We start from the raw sequence: 19,381 nt of genomic DNA on the forward strand, positions 1-19,381 counted from the left end.
GAAAAAACAGAATGGAACTCTTCCAATCGAAGGATTTTGATGCCCACGAGCAGGTGGTCTTTGCAAGCGACCCCAAGCATGGCTTCAAGGCAATCATAGCGGTCCACAATACGCGCCTCGGACCGGCGATCGGTGGATGCCGCATACGAACATATGAAGACGAAGCCGAAGCTGTGACGGACGTTCTGCGTCTTTCGAGAGGCATGTCCTATAAAGCTGCGGTCGCTGGCGTTCCCTTCGGCGGCGGAAAGATGGTCGTCATTGCAGACCCCCATACGGAAAAGACCCCCGAGCTTTTGTACTTCATCGGCCGCACGGTGGAACGCCTGGGCGGTCGCTACAAGACTGGTGAGGACGTCGGTACCACCGTCGCGGACATGGTCGCTATCAGGACAGAAACAACCCATGTCATGGGCCTGCCAGAGGACATGGGCGGCAGTGGGGATCCGTCGCCATCAACCGCCCTCGGTGTGTTCGTCGGGATTGAGGCCGCCGCACGGCATCGCCTTGGGGTCGACAATCTGTCTGGCCTTACGGTCGCTGTTCAGGGTCTTGGCAATGTCGGCATGAACCTGTGTACGCTGTTGGCAGAGGCTGGTGCGCAGCTCATCGTTGCCGACACACGCGCAGAACGGGTCCAGGAGGCGGAAACGCGATTTGGTGCCAAGGTCTCGACAGTTGATGACATCTATTCGGCGGACGCGTCCGTCTTCGCTCCCTGCGCATTGGGTGCTGTGATCAACGAAGAAACCCTCGCCGTTTTGAAGGCAAAGGTGATTGCCGGGGCAGCAAACAATCAGCTTGCGCGCGAGAGCATCCACGGAGAAGCCCTGAGCCAGAAAGGTATTCTATACGCGCCGGACTACGTCATCAACGGCGGCGGTATGATCCAGCTCGCTTACGAAGTGGCTGGCTTCGATCGCAATGAAATCGAGCCGCGCGTGCGCCAGATTGCCAATACCTTGCAGGAAATCTTCGAACGCGCAGACGCGCAAGGGGTGCCGACCCACATCGCTGCTGAAGCGATCGCGAATGAGAGGCTGGCAAATGCCTGAAGCTTCAGAGCGTAAACATCTCGCAACTGCGATCAACCATCTTGGCAAGCTCGTGAGCTTTGACACGACATCGAGAAATTCAAATCTGCAATTGATCGAGTGGGTTGCTGAGACCCTCAAACCCACCGGTGCCATTCTCCGGCTGACATACGACGACAGCCGCCAGAAGGCCAACCTCGTTGCGAGCTTTGGACCCGCAACTGCCGGAGGCATTGCTCTGTCGGGGCATGTGGACACAGTCCCCGTTGATGGACAGCAGTGGTCAACAGACCCATTCGCGTTGCAGGAGCAAGACGGCCGTCTGTATGGCCGAGGGGCAGTCGATATGAAAGGGTTTCTCGCCTGTGCCCTTTCTGTCCTGTCGGATTGCAACAGTGGGGCATTCTCAAAGCCACTCCATCTTGCCCTGAGCTACGACGAGGAAGTTGGCTGTTTCGGCGTTCCCCTTCTGATCGATGGAATGATCGCGGATGGGCTCAAGCCTGGAATGATGATTGTCGGGGAGCCCACGGAAATGGGGATCGCCGATCGACATCGCGGCTACCTCGGCTTTCGTGCGCGGTTCCACGGCCAGGCCGCACACTCCAGCGACCCGAACAAAGGCATCAATGCGATTGGCGCAGCCGCCCGCCTGGCAACTGAAGTTCTCCGCCGGCAGAGCTCCGGTGAATACCGTGAAGCCGGCACGACTTTCAACGTCGGGATCATCTCCGGCGGGACCAACACGAACATCATCCCCAGTAGCTGTGATGTGCATTGGGAGATGCGCCCTGGGGTGATGACGGATTTCGAGGAATGCAGGCTGTCAGCGCGGGAGCTCGTAAACGGCGTTCGTGGATCGACGACCTGTGAGCAGGACGAACTCATCGGCATTCCCCCTCTTCGACCATTCGACGAAAATCCGGCGATTGCGCTGGCGTTGAGCGCTGGAGGACATCTCTTGCCAGAGGGGGTCCCCTTCGGAACGGAGGCTGGCTACTTCCGAAACGCAGGCATCGCCACCGTCGTTTGCGGTCCCGGCTCGATACTTCAGGCACACAAGCCAGACGAGTGGATTGCGATCGACCAGATTGAGAAAGGGATCCGGTTCATCCAGCAGATCAGCAAACGCCAGCAGAGCTAAACCAACATCTAATAAAAAAGGGAACAACAATGTCTAACTGGGAAAAGCCTCCGACCTCGGAGAGCAAGCGTCGCGCCGTGATCGCAGCGACGATCGGCAACATGCTCGAAGCTTACGACTTCGCGGTCTATGGTTTCTTCGCGATCATCATATCACGGCTCTTTTTTCCTGCGGGGAATGAAACGGTCTCCCTCTTGCTAACGGTTGCGACCTTTGGCGGCGGCTTCATCATGAGGCCGGTCGGTGCGATTGTCATTGGCAGCTTTGCCGACCGGCGGGGACGAAAGCCAGCGCTGACATTGACTATCATGCTCATGGCGATCAGCACCGCTATGATCGGTTTCGCGCCAACCTATAGCGACATCGGTATATTCGCCCCGGCGATCATCGTGCTTGCTCGTCTCATTCAAGGCTTTTCAGCTGGTGGCGAAGTCGGTAGCGCCACGGCTTTCCTGGTTGAGCATGCCCCACCCGGGCGGCGTGGCATTTTCGGCAGCATGCAGCAGGCAGGCCAAGCGGGCGCGCTACTCATCGGCTCGTTATTTGGTACGCTCATCACCGGCTCGATGGCGCCTGATATGCTCGAAAGCTGGGGATGGCGTCTTCCATTCATATTCGGCATCCTGATCGGCCCGGTCGGGATGTACATCCGCTCCCAGACCGAGGAAGGCGCCGAGTATGCAAAATCCAAGGAAACCGCCCAGGGCTCTCCTCTTATGAAGGCCCTACGTACACATCGAGCCTCGGTTCTGACCGGTTTCGCAATCACGATTCCGTGGACCGTGTGCACATACTTCTTCCTGGTCTTCATGCCGACCTATGCTGTGCGGGAATTAGGCTTCGTTCAACATCAGGCCTTCATTGCAAACAGTATCGGTCTCGCCCTTGTTCTGGTTCTGGCGCCGGTTTTCGGCGCCCTGTCGGATCGAGTGGATAGAAAGCTGCTCATTATGGGCGGCGTGGTAGCGATGGCCATCGCTGTCTATCCCGTATTGTCATTCCTACGCGAAAGCCCGACGCAGACAAATCTGATTGTATGCCAAGCCCTATTCGCAGTCCTCATCGCGTCGTTCACTGGTCCCGCTCCAGCCGCAATGACGGAAGTATGCCCGCCGGAAATCCGATCCACGGGTGTATCAATCGCCTACAGCTTTGCCGTCACCATATTTGGCGGCTTCGCCCCCTTTATCACCACGTGGCTAGTGAGTGCCACGGGACAGGCCCAAGCACCGGCGTGGTATATTGTCGGGACGGCTATCCTAAGCTTGGCCTTGCTCCTGACAGTCAATCCGCCTCGAAACGCCATACACGTGTAAAAAGTACTCAGCGAGTGGTGGCTTTCTCTGCCACTCGCCGACCTTAGCGCCCAATGCAGTGCAAGACAGCGGCGAGCGGCTGAAAACTCCAGCTCTACTTTTACGCCTTGAACAAATTCGAACTACCGACGCGCAGTTTAACGGACCGAACGCTTTGATCTCTAACTAGAATCCTACCGCGCCAGTCTTAGCAGGACATTGTGAGTGCCTCCGGAAAATGTAGCTACCTGTGGCCTAGGCGGAAGGCATGACGCCGATCTCTCCATCCACCTGGAAGAGGGTGACTGGGACCATCAAGGTCCGGGCAAGATCGAGTGCGTGGTTTTGTGCAAGGTTGAGATCGTTCGGCATGGTCTGCTCCATCCGTTGGCGGGGCCGATCCCCGCGCGTTGGCGCCCGTTTGATCCGGACCCGACCGCGGTCACCTCGGCGGCGTAGCCAGAGAGGTCGCAGCTCGCTCGCGAACCCCCTGCGGGTTGACCGTCCAAGGACGGGACTGGATTAGGGATGCCAGACAAGAGAGCGGGCATCGGAAGCGCTGATGGGCGGTGCATCATTGCGTTCGGCCTGAATTGCCCTGCCGCTTGCTGATCACGTAACCAGCAGGTTCCGATACAATGAAGGTGTTGGACGGTTGCTGCTTGTGGCTTTCCGAAAGGGGAATAGTGCAGCAACGCTCGATGGTGTCAGACCGTCGTCGTCATCGAAAGCTTGAAGGGAGAAGACTCGCGCGCAAGGCGTTACCCGGGCTGTGGGGGCGTCATTCTAGCCATTCGCAACGATCGCGAACAACACATCCGTTATGTTGCACTCTGTTCGTTGATTTCAGTTTTGATTCCCAAGCAGCCACGAACATCAAACACTGACCAATATTTAGATATAAAAATTGGTCAGTGTGAGCGTGTCGATTGCAAGTGACCAAAATTTGTATATAATCTTCGGTCAGAAGGTAGGATAGCTATGCCGGATCCCACATCGGACACTCTCGAACGCATTCACCAAAGGATTGAAGGCGCGGCGCCCTCGGGCGTCTGGTCGCGCGCCGATTTCCTGGATATCGCATCGCCAAACGCCGTCGAAAAGGCGCTGCAGAGGCTGACAAACCGCGGCGATATCCGCCGACCTTATCGTGGTCTCTATGACAAGCCGGGTATCAGCCAACTGAATGGCAAAATGGTGTTTCCGCCGCGCGCCTCATTCATCGATGCGATCGCACGACGCGACAAGCTGCGTGTGTGCGTCGACGGCATGACAGCTGCCAACGATCTTAGCCTGACGACGGCAGTTCCGGCCCGGTCCACAATCTATGCGGACACATACCCTCGAACCATCGAAATCGAGGCCAATGCCGGCGACACGCATGCCGTGAAACCGGTCATCTATATCCTGGACTTCAAGCGCATTTCGGCGAAGACCGCTTTTTGGGCCGGCCGGCCGGCGATGCGGGTGATCCAGGCCCTCCACTGGTTTCGCGATGAGCGATCCAATCTGGAGACCGCTGTCGATGGTATCGTCCGTTACCTGGAACGAAGCCCCCACAGGCAACCGATTGTCGAGGATCTGCGCGAAAACATCAACGCCATCCCTGCCTGGATGTACCAGGCGATAGAAACGATAACACGCGACCCGCGGCCCCCGGTGGATGAAGACACTCCAACGGGTCAGGATGGGAAGGCTGAACATGCGCCAGAGCTTCATTGACGTCCTTCGCTCAAGCGCTGACGAGCGGAGAGCACTATTCGCCCCCGCGGCCTCCGATCTGGAAACGCGGGCCGAGAATATCGAGAAGGATCTCTACGTCTGCTGGGTGCTCGACTTCCTGTTCAACCGACGGAGGGACGATGCCATTGGCCTCTATTTTAAGGGCGGGACCAGCCTCAGCAAGGCCTACAGCCTGATCCAGCGTTTTTCCGAGGACATCGACATCGGCATCTACAAGGGGGACCTGAAAGTTCCGCTTGAGGCCGATATCGCCGCTCTCCCCTCTGTCAATCAACAACAGAAGGCTCTGGCCGAACAGGTGGACGAGGCAGCACGGCATTATATCTCCGGGCCACTCAAGCGTTTGCTTGAGGAGGAAATCGCCGTGGTCGAAGGAGAGATCGGACAAACGGGACATTTTTCGCTCGGCTTCGGGTACGATCCCTACCGGAAGAAGGAAGCGCTCGACATTTTGGTGCTGGGATACAGAAGCGTCTTTGATACCAGCGGCGGCTATGTCGAGGCGGCGGTGCGCATCGAAGGCGGCGCACGCCCGGATCCGGTGCCAGCCGAGACGCGGCAGATCGTCCCCTACATCGCATCCGAAATGCCGGCCGGTTCGGATCTCACGATCTCCAATGTGATGACCGTCAGGCCCGAGCGGACGTTCTGGGAAAAGGTCCTCATCCTTCATGCCATGACGGAAATGACCGAGAAACGAAACGCGGACCAGAATGCGGAAAGAAAGGTCCCCGACCTCAATCGATACTCGCGCCACTATTACGATGTTCATCAGATCTGGACGCATCCAGACTACGGAAAGGCGACTGCATCCATGCTCGATCTTGCCGAAGCGTGCCGGCAGCACAAGGAACTGATGTTCCGTGCACCGGACCATCGCTATGATCGGGCAGTACCCGGCAGTTTCCGACTGGTGCCGACCGCCGATATGCGCAAGAAACTGGCGACCGACTACGGGAGAATGTCAGCCATGATCTTTGCGACACCGCCTGATTTTGAGGCTGTCATGAAAAGCATCGAGGATCTGGAGCGTTTCCTCAACAAGGAGCAGGTCGTCGGTTGACTGCGAAGAAAACGGGCAAGAACAGCAGCTCAATCCCGGGTTCTCATCAGCCAGTCCCCAAGACGAAAAAGCCTGCCGCGGGAGGAGGTGCGGCAGGCTTTTCGAAAAGAACCGAACAACAGCTGGGAGGAGGAGTGCCGCAGTTCTGACAGACGCCCCTTGGGAGGAGGAATTGGCCGTCTGAAATCGAAGCTCTGCGGGAGGACATGCATTGCTTCGATGAGAACCAAAGTACCAATTTTCACTGCACACAAAATAGACTTTGCTGCAGTGCAGCTATGCACGGAATGGAGAGCCTGATTGCGATGGAAGACAATGGTGGCGCATATGTGCGACCAGTGTGATCCAGAACCAATCCAGTGAACACGGCAATGATCCACATTGCAGTGGAGCCGTAACCGATCCCGCCAAGGGAGGCGACATCGGCAGATGCTACTTCAATCGGCTCAGCAGTTCCTGCGCCACAGCCGGGGCTGATGCGGGATTTTGGCCGGTGATCAGCTCGCGATCCGTTACGACATGCGCGGAGAAAGCTTCATCAGCCTGACTGAATTGACCGCCCGCCCGGCTGAGTGCATCCTGCGGATAGAATTTCATCTCGCCACCACCCAAGAGTCCCTTGGCCATTTCTTCTTCCTGGTTGCTGAAGACCGTGAACTTGTAGCCTGCATAGATCCAGCCAGTTTGCGCCTTTGCAGTTCCCGCCGTCTCGAACTTCGTGACGAAACCCTTCGCATCTGCCAGCGTAGAAAGAAGCGCGATGGGGCCATGGCAGGCCAGTGCGGTCGTCTTGCCATTTTCATGGAAATAAGTGAGCAGGTTGCCGAGTTCGGAACTGACAAGAAGATCCTGCATAGGTGCGTGACCGCCGGGCACATAGACCGCGTCGAAATGGTCGTAACCGATCTGCTCGACCCGCGCGAGGCTGATGACCGGCGATCTGTCGCTCGACATCAGGCCGAGTTCCGAAAGCTGCTCTTCGCTGGCTTTCATCGCCGCTTCATCACCGCCAAAATACATCTTGTCGACGGATGTCCGGTCAACGGAAGGCGCGGTGCCTTTCGGAGTGGCGAACGTGATCTCATGGCCGGCGTCGCGCAACGCCTGCACCGGCTGCATCAACTCGTTGAGGTAAAAACCGGTCTTGAATACCTTGCCGTCCTTCAGGTCGAGGCGATCGGAATCAGACAGGACGATCAGCACGTTTCCGGCATGGGCACTGAGAGTGCTGGCGCCGAGCGCAAGAGTGATGGCAAGGCTACGCAGTAGTTTCATGGGTTTGTCTCCGAATATGAGAAATTCTGTTTGGGAATGCAGAAGACGGAGGCTGATCAGCCAGCGACCTTGGTCAGCCGGTGCAGGGCGAAGTCGGCAAAATAGTCACCGACGCCGCTCGCCTGAAACCGCTGCATGGCGGAGCCCTGCATATGGGCGCGCCATTGGGCTTCACTTGCCCAGGTTTCAACGAAGATGCGCACGCGCCCATCATCGAGCGAGCGGTGCAACTCGTACCGAAGGCAACCGTCTTCGGCCAAAGTCTCAGTGACCAGCTTTTCCTGGGCGGCACCAAGCGCCGCCTCCTTGCCGGGCTTGGCGGTGGTGATGGCGATGATGGTCAAAGGCGTGTTTGACATGGGTAGCACCTTTCTCAGGCGATGGTGTTGACGAGACCGCCTTCGGCACGAAGGGCTGCACCGTTCGTGGCGGATGAGCGGGGGCTGGCGAGATAGGCAACGAGGTTTGCAACCTCCTCCGCTTCCACCATGCGCTGGAGGATCGAAGCTGCGCGGGCGGTGGCAAAAAATTCGGCCTCGATTTGCTTGATCGGTGCGGACGGATCGCTTGCCTGACTGCGCAGGAAAGCCTCGATGCCTTCCGAGCGGGTCGGTCCGGGCAGCACGGAATTGACCGTGACATTGGTGCCGCGTGTCAGCTGCGCCAATCCGCGCGAGATCGAGAGTTGCGCCGTCTTGCTCGTTGCGTAGTGGATCATGTCTTGAGGGATTGCGAGACCCGACTCACTGGAAATGAAGATAATCCGGCCCCAGTTGCGCTCCAGCATGCCGGGAAGATAGGTGCGCGACAGGCGCACGCCGCTCATGACATTGACGTCGAACAGATGGCTCCAGTCGGCGTCGGTGATGTCGCCGAAGGCCTTGCTCTCGTAGATGCCGAGATTGTTGACGAGGATATCGACCGACGGTTCGGCCTTCGCGATCATCGCGGCACCCTCGGGGCTGGCGGCGTCTGCCAAAACCCCAAAGACGTCCGATCCGCCGGATGCCATGATTGCGGCGACGGCGTTGTCGAGCTTGGCGCGGTCGCGGCCTGTGATGACAACGCGTGCGCCTTCTACGGCGAGAGATCGGGCGATTTCGAGGCCGATGCCTGCGGTGGCGCCGGTCACGAGGGCGGTCTTCCCGTTCAGTTGCAGATCCATATCCGTGTCTCCAGATTGTTGCTGGAGGAAACTTATGATTTAAGCTCAATTCACACTATTGCCCGCAGAAGACATGCACCTGTGAATGAGGATCATCAATGCCGCGCATTCTGATGGAACGCTCCGGCGAGATGGAAGTGTTTGCCCGCGTTCTTCAGGATGGGGGTTTCTCCGCCGCCGCGCGCAATCTGGACATCACGCCATCAGCAGTCAGCAAGTTGATCGCCCGTCTGGAAGCACGGCTTGGCACGCGCCTTTTGGTGCGAACGACACGCGCACTCACGTTGACAGAAGAAGGCGAGGCCTATCATCATGCCGCGCTTCGGATTTTGCAGGAACTGAACGAGGCGGAGCAGGAAGCAGCAGGTGGCGCAGTCCGTGGCCGGTTGCGGACCAACACCACAATACCGTTCGGCACGATGTTCGTTGCTCCGGCGATTCCGGAATTCATCGCCCGCAATCCCGACCTGATCGTCGACCTCTCCTTCACCGACGGGATTGTCGATCTGGTCGCAGAAAAAACCGATGTCGCTATCCGCATGGGCAACCTGCCGGACAGCGGCCTGATCGCCCGCAAGCTGGGGCAGAGCCGGCGCGTGGTCTGCGCTTCACCCGACTATCTGGCGCGCAGGGGTTCGCCTGAAACGCCGGCGGATCTTGCGCATCACGACTGCCTGACGTTCAATTTCCGGCGCGCACGGCCATCCTGGCCGTTTCGTGACCATGATCGGGATATCGCGCAACCGGTTAAAGGCAGCATCGTCGTCAACAACGGCGAGACGATGAAGCAAATGGCGCTGGCCGGCGCTGGCATTGCCCGCGTCGGCCTGTTCCATGTAGCCGACGACATCGCGGCGGGACGGTTGATCCCACTGCTCGAAGATTTCAATCCAGGCGACCTTGAACTGGTGCATGCCGTCTATGTCGGTGGCGGTCCCCTGCCCCACCGAGTCCGTGCCTTCATCGAACATATGGTCGTGACACTGAATGATTCGGCGCTGCTGAAAGGGACGCCCTGACCCGGAGAAACTATAGGAGAGGCGAATGCCAAACGCTTCGCCTTTCCTGTTCCATCAATCGCGATACTCTGGCGCCTGCCGGTCGAGGACCCGCCGGATGCTTTCCAGATGCATCCTTGCGCTTTCCGGGTCGCCTTCCCGCATCTGCCGTGCCGCTGCGGCCGCCACTGCGGGCAAGACCGGCAGCAGTTTGCGGCCGGAGCCCATTGCCTTCAGCTGAACCTCGGCGGCCCGCTCGAGATAATAGAGATCGTCCCAGGCCTCGGCAATGTTGGGTGCACAAACCATGACGCCATGGTTTCTCATGAACAGGATGTCCTTGTCCCCAAGGACGGATGCGATCCTGTCGCCTTCGCTTTCATCCAACGCAAGGCCATTGTAATTCTCATCGACCGCCACACGGTCGTAGAATTTGAGCGCCGTCTGGCCTGCCCAGACCAGCGGCTCACCCTCGACCATGCTGAGCGCTGTGGCATTCGGCATATGGGTGTGAAAGGCGGCCCCCACCCTAGGCGCCATCTTGTGCAGACGCGCATGGATGAAGAAGGCCGTCGCTTCGGGCACCCCATCGCCAGCAACCACATTGCCGTCGAAATCGCAGATCAGCAGCGAGGATGCCGTCGCCTCCTGAAACGCCCAACCGAGGCGGTTGACGATGAAGAGGTCGGGATGGCCGGGCACGACGGCGGAGAAATGATTGCAGATCCCCTCTTCGAGGCCAAGCCGCGCCGCCATCCGCAGACACGCGGCAAGATCGACACGCGCCTGCCATATCTCGTCGGTATCCATCGGGAGATTGTGCCGAAGTGCAGGATTTGTCTTCGAAACATTCAGCTCATGCGCCATGTTAGTCTCCTATCGTTCCATCCAGCCCGCTGCGGCAAGGATGGCAGGCACCTTGTCGAACGTCGGGACGATTTCATTCGGGTGGTAGTCAGCGAGTGGTTTGCGGCCCGTACCACGATCGATCCAGACGCTGCGAAATCCGAGCTCACGCGCTGCGGCAAGATCAAGATGCGGGCTGGCGCAGATGTGCACGAGATCCTCCATGCTGATGCCGAGGCTTTTCCAGGCTTGATGGAAAATCTGGCTGGATGGCTTGTAGGCACCGGCCTGTTCAGCCGTGATGACGCGGTCGATGTGGCCACCAAGTTGGGCTACGTTTCCAGCAATGATGGCATCATCAGTATTGGAGATGATCGCCAGACGGAAACCGGCTGCCTTCAGCTTTTCCAATGTTGCAACCACTTCCGGAAACGGTGGCATCTTCCCGATCGAGGACGTCAGGATTTCGGAATCCGCAACCTCAAACGGAAGGCCGAATTCGGCCATGGCCCGTTCCAGCGCAAGCGCGCTGACCTCCGCAAACGTGCGGTGCGGACGCTCCTCCTCAAGCGCATGTTCATGGTGGTCGTAGATCGAGATGAAGGCCTTCTGGTCGATATCGCCACCTTTTGCGGACAGTATTCTGTCCATTGCAGCAAGCAGCCCTTCGTCCCACTGAATCAGGGTTCCATAGCAATCAAAGGTCAGCCAGGTCGGCTTGGGTCCAATCAGGGTCATGTATCTTCTCCTTGGATTTCCCCGAGATTGATAAAACCCACATTGATTGAGAAATTAAATCTCATCATCATTGTCATCGAGAAATCAAATGAGCCTCGGTTTCGATCTGGATCTTCTGACAACCTTTGCTGCAGTCGTCGACTGCGGCGGCTTCACCAGGGCGGCCGAGCGGGTTCACCTGACGCAATCGACTGTGAGCCAGCAGATCAAGAAGCTGGAAGTCAATTTGGGCGCCTCACTGTTGCGGCGGGGCAAATCGACCGGAACTGTGGAAACGACTGAGGCCGGCGAGTTGCTGCTGAGCTATGCGCGTAAATTACTCGCCGTGGCAGATGAGGCCGCCGAGGTCATGCGGAGGCCTTCGGCGCCGCGAACTGTCCGTCTTGGCGTGCCGGAAGATTTTGCCGGGCGACGCCTTATCGATCTCCTGTCGGGATTTTCCAGTACATCGCCCCATATCAGACTAGACACGGTCAGCGGATGGAGCACCGAGCTTCGCCGCCTGCTGGATGCGGGCGAGATCGACCTCGCGCTGATCAAGCGGGAGCCCGGAGATGGGGCATGTCTTGCGAGTTGGAAGGAGGAACTGCTCTGGGTGGAAAGTGCCACCCGTCCAGTCGAGACGGAGCCGGTTCCACTTGCGGTGTTTCCCGTCGGATGCATCTACCGGGATCGTGCCATCCGTGCGATCGAGCGCAGCGGTCGTCGCTGGCGGATCGCCTATACCAGCCAGGGCCTGATGGGCGTTCAGGCAGCTGTCGCTTCCGGACTCGGGATCAGTCTGCTGCCTTCCGATGCGGTGCTTTCCGAACATCGGCAACTCGGTCCAAGGGATGGGTTCGATGATCAGCCCGCGTCCGAGATGGCATTGGTGAAGGGCCGGGCAAGTCTTTCCGCCGAAGCCAAATTTTTGGGTCGCTTCCTGGCGGATAGTCTGGGGCCATAATGTCCTGGACAAAGATGTGCGGGTAACCTCGCTACCGTCTCAAGGAAGACGAAGCGCCGCCTTCAAGCCCATGATCTGCAGATCGAGCCCGAACGAAAAACGTTGATCGGCATTTGTTCCGGCAATCTCACGCATTGCGATCACAGCGAGCGGAAACTCAGCGGCAACTCGCGCCTCCTCACTGCCGGAGCTGGTCTTTTTTCCGCCCAAGGCCTGCTCCTCAATTACGAAGCCGATCACAAAATAGATCAGCGTGAATGCGCCCCAGCTTGCAGTGCGGTCGTCAGCACCTGCTTGTTTGAGGGCGCCGATCAACAACGAGCCGACGCGCAGCACGTTATCAGATAAAGGATAGGTGCCAGCGAAAACCCGCGCAGCATCGCGGCGAGACAGCAGGGCCTCGCGCACTTCGGAAGCCACGCGCCCAAGCCTCGCATCCCAGGCCTCGCCTTCCGGATTGCTTGCGGCGACCGGCTCCATGAGGGCATCCGCCATCCCCTCGAGCAAGGCGTCCTTGTTGGCGAAATGCCAGTAGAGCGACGGTGCCTGGATGTTCAGGGCGTCCGCCAGCTTACGCATCGTCAACCCCTCCATGCCGACCTCATCAAGCAGCTTCAGCGCCGTCGCGATGACCTCGGTTTTCACAATGCGCATGTCCGTCTCCAGTTTTACCGTTGACTCTCTAACATTGTTAGGCAAATCTAACAACGTTAGATTTGAGCACCCCTCATGAAAATGAACTATGATGTTATTGTTGTCGGCGCCGGGCCTGTCGGGCTGTGGCTGGCATGCGAATTGAAACTTGCCGGTGTGGATGTCGCCGTTCTCGAGCGACGAACGGAGCGGACGGCACAGTCGCGTGCGCTCACCATCCATGGACGTTCGCTGGAAGTATTTGCCCTGCGCGGTCTCGCCGATCGTTTCCTCAGCACCGGCAAACCGATCCCGACCGGCCACTACGCGGTCCTCGATACGCGGCTGGATTTCTCAGCCTTCGACACCCGCTTCCCTTACACGCTGTTTATTCCGCAGGCCGTGACCGAAGAGCGTCTGAAAGAACGTGCGATTGAACTCGGTGTCGTCATCGTGCGGGGCGTGACAGCAACCGGAATTCTGGACGACGGAAGGCGGGTGCACATCTCAACCGACGCCGGAGAGTTTTCCGGCTCCTATGTGGTGGGAGCGGATGGCGCTCGCAGCATCGTGCGGGAACAGTCTGGCATCTCATATGAGGGAGCAGAAGCCCGCAATTCACTCATGCTCGCAGACGTAGTTCTTGCCTCGCCGCCGGCAAAGCCTGTCGTGTCAGTCACCAACGAGCATGGTTCGGTGATGATCGCGCCTCTCGGTGACGGCAAGCACTACCGCATCGTGCTCGTGGATCCCCAACGAACCCATGTGCCAAGAACCGAACCAGTCACTCTGGAAGAAGTAGCGGGACCGACTGCGCGCATTATCGGCGAGGACTATCAGGCTCGCGACCCGATATGGCTTTCGCGCTTCACCGATGAGACGCGCATAGCGGGAACCTATCGCAAGGGTCGCGTCCTCCTCGCCGGCGATGCCGCTCATATCCACGCTCCGATGGGCGGACAGGGCATGAATGTCGGACTGCAAGACGCCTTGAATCTCGGCTGGAAACTGGCCGCAGTCGTGAAGGGCGAAGCGCCCGACAAACTGCTTGATACCTATGAAGAGGAACGGCGACCTACAGGACAAATTCTCTACACCAATACCCTCGCGCAAGTCGGGCTGGTCACCCGGCTCGATCCGGCGACCCTTGCCCTGCGCGAAACGCTGAACGAACTCCTGAAAATCCCGGCGGTCAATCATCGTCTTGCCGGTGAGCTTTCCGGTTTCGACGTCGCCTATGGCGCCGATGCGAAGGCGGCCGTTACTGCCGGGCAATTGACGGCAGGGCGCCGCGTTCCCGATATCGAACTGGTAGACAGGGACGGCGGATCGTTGTCACTCTACAGCCTGCTGGTCGAAGGACGTTGGCTTCACCTTTCCTTCACGCTAGGCGCATCGGTTTCCGGCCCGGAATGGTTGCGCTCCAGCCTCGTCAAATCCCTGACAGCAGTTTCCTCCGATCACGCCGCCCTTCGCGGCGTTCGGGCGCTGCTGGTCAGGCCAGACGGTTACGTCGCCGCTGTCGATCAGGAATAAGGGAGGCAGCGATGGAAACTCTCAACCCCTCGTCCCTGACTGATGCCTTCTCACACCTGATTGCACAAATCGCCATCGCCCCACCTGGCGCGCGTCTCGCCGCCATCTCGGGCCAGGTCGCGGTCGACAGGGCAGGTCAACTCGTCGGTGGAAACGATCATGCCGCCCAGGCAAAGCAATGCTTCGGGAATGTCTTCAACGCCCTCGCGGCCATGAAAGCGCATCCGAACGACATCCTGCAGATGAAGATCTACGTGGTTCGGCACTCCGCGGATCTTGTTCCAGCGATCTTCGAGGCTGGCGCTGACATATTCGGTGAAAAATGGCCGGTTTGCGCGAGCACCTGGATCGGCGTCGAAGCACTCGCCATGCCCGAATGGCTCGTCGAGATTGAGGTTCTGGTCGCCCTTCCTTAGCGCAAGGAAATACGAGACGCAGGCGTCCGGAAGCCTGCGTCTCATCTCAGGAATTCAGCAAGCTGAATGCGAATGACCACCACGCCTTGAACCAATTGGAACTTACGACCCGCTGCTTCAATGGATATGCAGAGCGGAGACGAACCCGCAAACCTTGCGATTTTGATCAAACACGGCCATTGGCAGATCGGCCTTCGGCATCCAAACGCCCCCCACTTCGACCGCGCCTCCATTTCTTCAACTGCTGTTCCTCAGGTTGTTGTGCAGAGCCACTCGATGAGTGTTGTGATATCGGAGGAGGCTGGAACAACTCAATAGGAGCGAGCCGCATCGCGGATATCAGATAAGACCACAACGATTTAACCGCAAAAGTCCCTAATTAGACGTATCAGCGCGTCAGCGGAGTAAGGTTTTTGGACCCAGCCAATGGGTCTGGCTGGTGCGGCTCGTTTCCGCGTTACTTCATCAACATGAGCAGATGCAAAGATTGACCTAATGCCGAACGCACCGAACAACTCGATTGCAGCTTCTACACCGTCCGTCCGATCAGCAAGCCGGATGTCCATCACCGCCAGATCCGGCTGCTCAGAACGAGCCATAGCGACGGCCTCTGTGGCCGTCACGGCTATTCCGACAACCTTATAGCCTGCATCAAGAAGGCTACTCTCCAGTTCCAACGCGATCAGAAATTCATCCTCGACAATTAGAATGCGCAAATCCTCGGGTTCAGTTCCGCGCATATTCTCGTCTCGTTTCCAGTGTTGACGGGTTGGATCCATGAGAAGTTGGGGACGACGTCGTCGGGTACATGTTCAGCCCAGCTTGTTGTCAATGAATCGGATCGTGCACATCGCGCCTGGACCTGGCGCCACGGAGAAGGAACCACGCAGTTGCCTTACCAGGCCAGACACCAGCCCCGTCCCCGAGGAGCGCCTGCCCGTGGCCTCAAAACTGTACCCGGGACCACTGTCGCGGACTGTCAGCACGAATCCTCCGTCATGATGTGAAAGGGTGATCCAGACGTCGCATTTCCCCGCGTCGTCGCAGCCATGCTTGGCGGCGTTCGTCAGCAGTTCATTCAGGGCCAGCGCCAGCGGCATCGTAACGTCGTTCGGCAATTGTACCTCATCCACGTCGATATGGAGCGCAACCTCCTTTGAGAAGGCCTGCCTGGCACTGCTGCAAACAGCTTGAAGGAATTCCCTCGCATTCACGCGGGTCCGGTCTTTTTCCATGTAGAGGGTCTGTTGGGCGGCCGCCATGGCTCCGACGCGCTGTGCGGCGTCTCCCAATACGCGCCGGGCCTCATCGCTCCTCGATTCCCTCGCGGCAGAATTGACGAGCCCGTACAGCATCGCCATGTTGTTTTTAACGCGGTGATTGAGTTCATCGAGGAAGACCTTCTGGTTCGTCTCGGCAGTCTTTCGGTCACTGATGTCGACAAGCATGTTAATCGCCCCGATCAGTTCACCGTCCTCGTCAAACATCGGTGTCGGAAACGGCAGGAAAGGTACCATTGTGCCGTCCGGCCGTTGCGCAATCGCTTCAACTCCGCGCACGACCCGTTTCTCACGGAGCGCGATTGCCATCGGGCACTGATCGTGGGGAAGCGGCTGCCCATCAGGTGTGAACAAGCGATAGGTCACGCACCATTCGTCCTGGCCCACGACCGGCTCCCTCCCAGAGAGTTCGATGGCGGCCCTGTTGTAGTAAGTGATCTTCCCCTGCGCGTCCGTGGTGTAGACGGCCGCAGGAAGCGCCTCCAGGATCTGGCGCATTTCCTGTTCTTTTCGAGCGAGTTGTCGTCTCAGTTGTACCGTGTCAGTGACATCGATTGTGAAACACCTGGTATTGAGAAATTTGCCATCGCGAAACTGGACACTCGAGGTGATTTCTACGTGTCTGATGGAGCCGTCTTTTGCGCGCAACCGGGCGGGAAAACGGTTCAGCTTTTCTCCACCTGATAAGCGGGCCAGTATCTCGCGGATTGTATCGGAATCTGCATGGAATTGGGAGATCGGCCGACCGACGTATTCTTCGGCGGTGAAGCCGAGAAGGTCGAGCTCCGCTCGATTTGCGCGCAGGATCGTACCATCCTCACCGACAAGATGAAGGGCGACCGCACCGTTCTCAAAAAAGTCCTCGTAATCTTCCATATGCTGTTTCGTCGGAACGGCGGTGCGACCGCCGCTTAAAATAATATTGTCATTCATCTGGCCCCTCGGCCTCCTCGGCCGAAGCCTACAGTTTAACCAGTCAGAACGCTCAACAGGGCTGCTGGTTCCATCTGAAAATGCAGTAGGTGTGGCGAGATACCGACACGCCGGTGTCTATATTACTCCCTTTACCGCGGTGCATTATTTCCCGTCTTTCTCCTGTGACGACTCTGCAGCAGCAGCCTTATCCAGGCCACCCGGATGATCGGCTGCTGGCGCAGCCGGCAGGTTGTTGAAAATGCTGAAGTGTTCAAGGGCAACGCGTCGCACAACCGAAAAAAATGCTCCCCGGCTACCGTCTGAAAGCAGTTCCGGATCAGCAATAATGATCTGCAAAGAATGCTCAACAATTGCTGCGCTCGCAGTTTCAGAATGTGTAAAACGATCAGCCAGCACTTTGACAGCGCTCCGCATCAGTCGATAAGAGGCATCTGTACTGTCAAAACAAGCCATGACGCGCGCACTCCCTTCGGCAGGCAAGAGCAACACAGCTCTCAGCTGCCAACGCCCACCGAAGTCTGTTGGGTGACAGTAAGAATTAGCGAGCACTAAATCAGTTCCAATCCACGCACATTATAGAGGGTAGCTATTTCCAAACGCTTATGACGGAAGCGAAAAAGCGTTGCGTGGAAGGGTGAGCCGGATCAGAAGCCCTTGCGGTTGCCAGTCTCTCGATACCTGTGCGTTCAGGGTCCTGACCAGCATGTTTTCAAGAGTGGTTCCGAAGCCTGCTTCCTTGGCCTTCCCTGCGGTCGTGGTTCTCGCATTTGATTCGAGCCAGGCGATCTCGAAACAGTCCGACGCAGACGTCAGGGTAACATCGAGCCGCCCGTCCGCCACAGAAAGAGCACCGTATTTCACTGCGTTGGTAGCATACTCGTGAAACAGCAGCGCAAGACTTGTCACGCGCTCCGCACTGATGTGTGGGTCCTCGCCATGCAGATGCCATCGTCCGGCGTCTTTGTCTTCAAACGGAGAAAGCAGGTTCGAGAGGAGATTAAAGAAGGTCGTGGATCGTTCCGAAGGGGATTCGCCGCCGCTGAAGCTTGGCAAGGTCAACTGGTGAGCATGCGATAAAGCAATCAAACGGTTCTTCATGCCGTCGGCGAGTTCAGCAGGCGTCTGCGCTGTTCGTGCGGCCAAAGTTATAATGCTGCCAGTGATTGCAAAAAGGTTTTTCACCCGATGATGCATCTCCCGGAGCAGCATATCTTGATGTTCTGCTGCACGTTTCCGCTCAGAGATGTCACGGGCGATCTTGGACGCGCCGATGATCGTGCCGTCACCGGCCCGGATGGGTGAGATCGTGAGGGAAATGTCAATGAGGGTGCCGTCCTTGCGACGGCGGACTGTCTCGAAATGATCGACACGCTCTCCCGCATTGATCCTTGCCAGGATCGCAGGCTCTTCGTCGAGACGATCCTCCGGGATCAGCATGGTAATTGGTCGTCCCACTACTTCGTCAGCTGAATAGCCGAACAGCCGCTCCGCGCTCAGGTTCCAGGTGGTAATGGTCCCTTGCAACGATTTGCTGATGATGGCGTCATCGGAAGATTCGACGATTGCCGCAAGGAAAGCCGCAGCTTCATATCCCGGCTGCGCTACCTTCAATTGCGCCAGCAGCCGCTGCAGACGATCTTCGTTCGTTGCGCCATAACCGGCGTGTGGATAATCTTCCATCTCACGGGTACTCGTCGAATGCTGAAATATTTGCTGGCAGGCTCATAAAAGCCCAATTTTCTTGAAGATATTCTATTTTAGCCACTGCGCAATAGCTGTGGTGATGGAGCATCGCGCTCGCTTTCCCGATCGTCGCAATGCAACACCTTCGGGGGTCACCAATCCTGTCGAAAAGGCGCGGCAAACGCCTCAGAGCGATCGAGATTATCAAAAATCCTGGACATCACAACTGGATGGTGCCGCATCGAAAAGGTGTCGAACGCACTGGCGTGCGAGACCAAACGTCAACGGATCGTAACTCAGCCGAGGCGTTAACCATATCTGGAAACGCTGGTCCAAATCCGCACTGGTTATGTTAATTGTTGGTAAACAGGGCGATTGGGTGGGGCCACAAAGTGAGCTTTGTGCTGGAAAAACATTGGGAACGGCTGCTTGAGGAAATCGCCGCTTGCGAAATGGCAGTTAGAGAGATCGAAGTCGATCTTCGCCTTCGGGCAATGGCGAACAACGTCAACGAAAGAGAGTTGATCCTCTTGCGACGGCTAAAAGATGAAAAGGCCGATCTGCTGTATCGTTGCCTGAACCTGAAAGAAGCGTTCATCGCGTTGATGCGTAAAAACGACTTAGCAGCCGGGTAATCCTCTCGCGCAGAC

The 19,381-nt window shown here is 57.7% G+C and carries 20 protein-coding genes; 10 read left to right on the forward strand and 10 right to left on the reverse strand.

What is annotated here, in order from left to right; genetic code table 11:
* Positions 1-11: 11 nt before the first annotated feature.
* The 5 genes from CRP02_RS02155 (at position 12) to CRP02_RS02175 (ending at position 6,279) form a co-directional block, all read left to right on the forward strand.
* Positions 12-1,055: a Glu/Leu/Phe/Val family dehydrogenase gene (locus CRP02_RS02155; protein WP_097170073.1), complete on the forward strand. Its 1,044-nt coding sequence runs from the start codon at positions 12-14 to the stop codon at positions 1,053-1,055.
* On the forward strand, positions 1,048-2,178 hold the full coding sequence (gene argE, locus CRP02_RS02160; protein WP_179783913.1) for an acetylornithine deacetylase: 1,131 nt from the start codon (positions 1,048-1,050) through the stop codon (positions 2,176-2,178). The genes CRP02_RS02155 and argE overlap by 8 nt, the downstream gene beginning before the upstream one ends.
* Positions 2,179-2,207: 29 nt before the next feature.
* A complete protein-coding gene (locus CRP02_RS02165; protein ID WP_097170075.1) occupies positions 2,208-3,494 on the forward strand; it encodes an MFS transporter in 1,287 nt (428 codons plus the stop codon).
* A 960-nt stretch (positions 3,495-4,454) separates the two neighbouring features.
* Entirely contained in the window at positions 4,455-5,195 is a 741-nt protein-coding gene (locus CRP02_RS02170; protein ID WP_097170076.1) for a DUF6088 family protein, read from the forward strand.
* Positions 5,176-6,279, forward strand: coding sequence for a nucleotidyl transferase AbiEii/AbiGii toxin family protein (locus tag CRP02_RS02175; RefSeq protein ID WP_097170077.1), 1,104 nt, complete (start codon positions 5,176-5,178; stop codon positions 6,277-6,279). The genes CRP02_RS02170 and CRP02_RS02175 overlap by 20 nt, the downstream gene beginning before the upstream one ends.
* Positions 6,280-6,711: 432 nt before the next feature.
* Here the strand turns inward: CRP02_RS02175 and CRP02_RS02180 are convergent, their stop codons facing one another.
* The 3 genes from CRP02_RS02180 to CRP02_RS02190 are packed head-to-tail and all read right to left on the reverse strand — an operon-like array spanning position 6,712 to position 8,719.
* Entirely contained in the window at positions 6,712-7,554 is an 843-nt protein-coding gene (locus CRP02_RS02180; protein WP_097170078.1) for a type 1 glutamine amidotransferase domain-containing protein, read from the reverse strand.
* A 56-nt stretch (positions 7,555-7,610) separates the two neighbouring features.
* A complete protein-coding gene (locus tag CRP02_RS02185; protein ID WP_097170079.1) occupies positions 7,611-7,913 on the reverse strand; it encodes a putative quinol monooxygenase in 303 nt (100 codons plus the stop codon).
* A gap of 14 nt (positions 7,914-7,927) precedes the next feature.
* On the reverse strand, positions 7,928-8,719 hold the full coding sequence (locus CRP02_RS02190) for an SDR family NAD(P)-dependent oxidoreductase (RefSeq protein WP_097170080.1): 792 nt from the start codon (positions 8,717-8,719) through the stop codon (positions 7,928-7,930).
* A gap of 98 nt (positions 8,720-8,817) precedes the next feature.
* Between CRP02_RS02190 and CRP02_RS02195 the strand changes: the two genes are divergently transcribed.
* Positions 8,818-9,738, forward strand: coding sequence for a LysR substrate-binding domain-containing protein (locus CRP02_RS02195; RefSeq protein WP_097170081.1), 921 nt, complete (start codon positions 8,818-8,820; stop codon positions 9,736-9,738).
* Between the two features lie 54 nt (positions 9,739-9,792).
* Here CRP02_RS02195 and CRP02_RS02200 read toward each other — a convergent pair whose 3' ends face one another.
* Complete coding sequence (locus CRP02_RS02200; protein WP_097170082.1) at positions 9,793-10,584, reverse strand: aldolase; 792 nt, start codon at positions 10,582-10,584, stop codon at positions 9,793-9,795.
* Positions 10,585-10,593: 9 nt separating this feature from the next.
* On the reverse strand, positions 10,594-11,301 hold the full coding sequence (locus CRP02_RS02205) for a haloacid dehalogenase type II (protein ID WP_097170083.1): 708 nt from the start codon (positions 11,299-11,301) through the stop codon (positions 10,594-10,596).
* An 88-nt stretch (positions 11,302-11,389) separates the two neighbouring features.
* On the opposite strand from CRP02_RS02205, the gene CRP02_RS02210 reads away from it, so the two are divergent.
* A complete protein-coding gene (locus CRP02_RS02210) occupies positions 11,390-12,247 on the forward strand; it encodes a LysR substrate-binding domain-containing protein (protein ID WP_097170084.1) in 858 nt (285 codons plus the stop codon).
* Positions 12,248-12,286: 39 nt separating this feature from the next.
* Here the strand turns inward: CRP02_RS02210 and CRP02_RS02215 are convergent, their stop codons facing one another.
* Positions 12,287-12,901 carry a TetR/AcrR family transcriptional regulator C-terminal domain-containing protein gene (locus CRP02_RS02215; RefSeq protein WP_038496418.1) on the reverse strand — a complete coding sequence of 205 codons (615 nt, stop codon included), beginning with the start codon at positions 12,899-12,901 and terminating at the stop codon, positions 12,287-12,289.
* 75 nt (positions 12,902-12,976) lie between these two features.
* Here CRP02_RS02215 and CRP02_RS02220 point away from each other — a divergent pair, with 75 nt between their 5' ends.
* A complete protein-coding gene (locus tag CRP02_RS02220) occupies positions 12,977-14,416 on the forward strand; it encodes an FAD-dependent oxidoreductase (RefSeq protein WP_097170085.1) in 1,440 nt (479 codons plus the stop codon).
* A gap of 11 nt (positions 14,417-14,427) precedes the next feature.
* The gene (locus tag CRP02_RS02225) at positions 14,428-14,832 is read left to right on the forward strand and encodes a RidA family protein (protein WP_097170086.1); all 405 of its coding nucleotides are present in this window, start codon (positions 14,428-14,430) and stop codon (positions 14,830-14,832) included.
* Between the two features lie 359 nt (positions 14,833-15,191).
* Here CRP02_RS02225 and CRP02_RS02230 read toward each other — a convergent pair whose 3' ends face one another.
* From CRP02_RS02230 to CRP02_RS02245, 4 genes are all read right to left on the reverse strand, one after another.
* Positions 15,192-15,572, reverse strand: coding sequence for a response regulator (locus CRP02_RS02230; RefSeq protein WP_097170087.1), 381 nt, complete (start codon positions 15,570-15,572; stop codon positions 15,192-15,194).
* A 72-nt stretch (positions 15,573-15,644) separates the two neighbouring features.
* Complete coding sequence (locus tag CRP02_RS02235) at positions 15,645-17,045, reverse strand: sensor histidine kinase (protein ID WP_097170088.1); 1,401 nt, start codon at positions 17,043-17,045, stop codon at positions 15,645-15,647.
* A gap of 144 nt (positions 17,046-17,189) precedes the next feature.
* Positions 17,190-17,501: a hypothetical protein gene (locus tag CRP02_RS02240; protein ID WP_097170265.1), complete on the reverse strand. Its 312-nt coding sequence runs from the start codon at positions 17,499-17,501 to the stop codon at positions 17,190-17,192.
* Positions 17,502-17,648: 147 nt separating this feature from the next.
* On the reverse strand, positions 17,649-18,728 hold the full coding sequence (locus tag CRP02_RS02245) for a PAS domain S-box protein (protein ID WP_179783914.1): 1,080 nt from the start codon (positions 18,726-18,728) through the stop codon (positions 17,649-17,651).
* A 395-nt stretch (positions 18,729-19,123) separates the two neighbouring features.
* On the opposite strand from CRP02_RS02245, the gene CRP02_RS02250 reads away from it, so the two are divergent.
* A complete protein-coding gene (locus tag CRP02_RS02250) occupies positions 19,124-19,366 on the forward strand; it encodes a hypothetical protein (protein ID WP_097170266.1) in 243 nt (80 codons plus the stop codon).
* Positions 19,367-19,381 lie beyond the last annotated feature (15 nt).

Origin of the sequence: Rhizobium sp. AN5, assembly GCF_900215255.1 — a bacterium.
Taxonomy (GTDB): Bacteria; Pseudomonadota; Alphaproteobacteria; order Rhizobiales; family Rhizobiaceae; genus Agrobacterium; species Agrobacterium tumefaciens.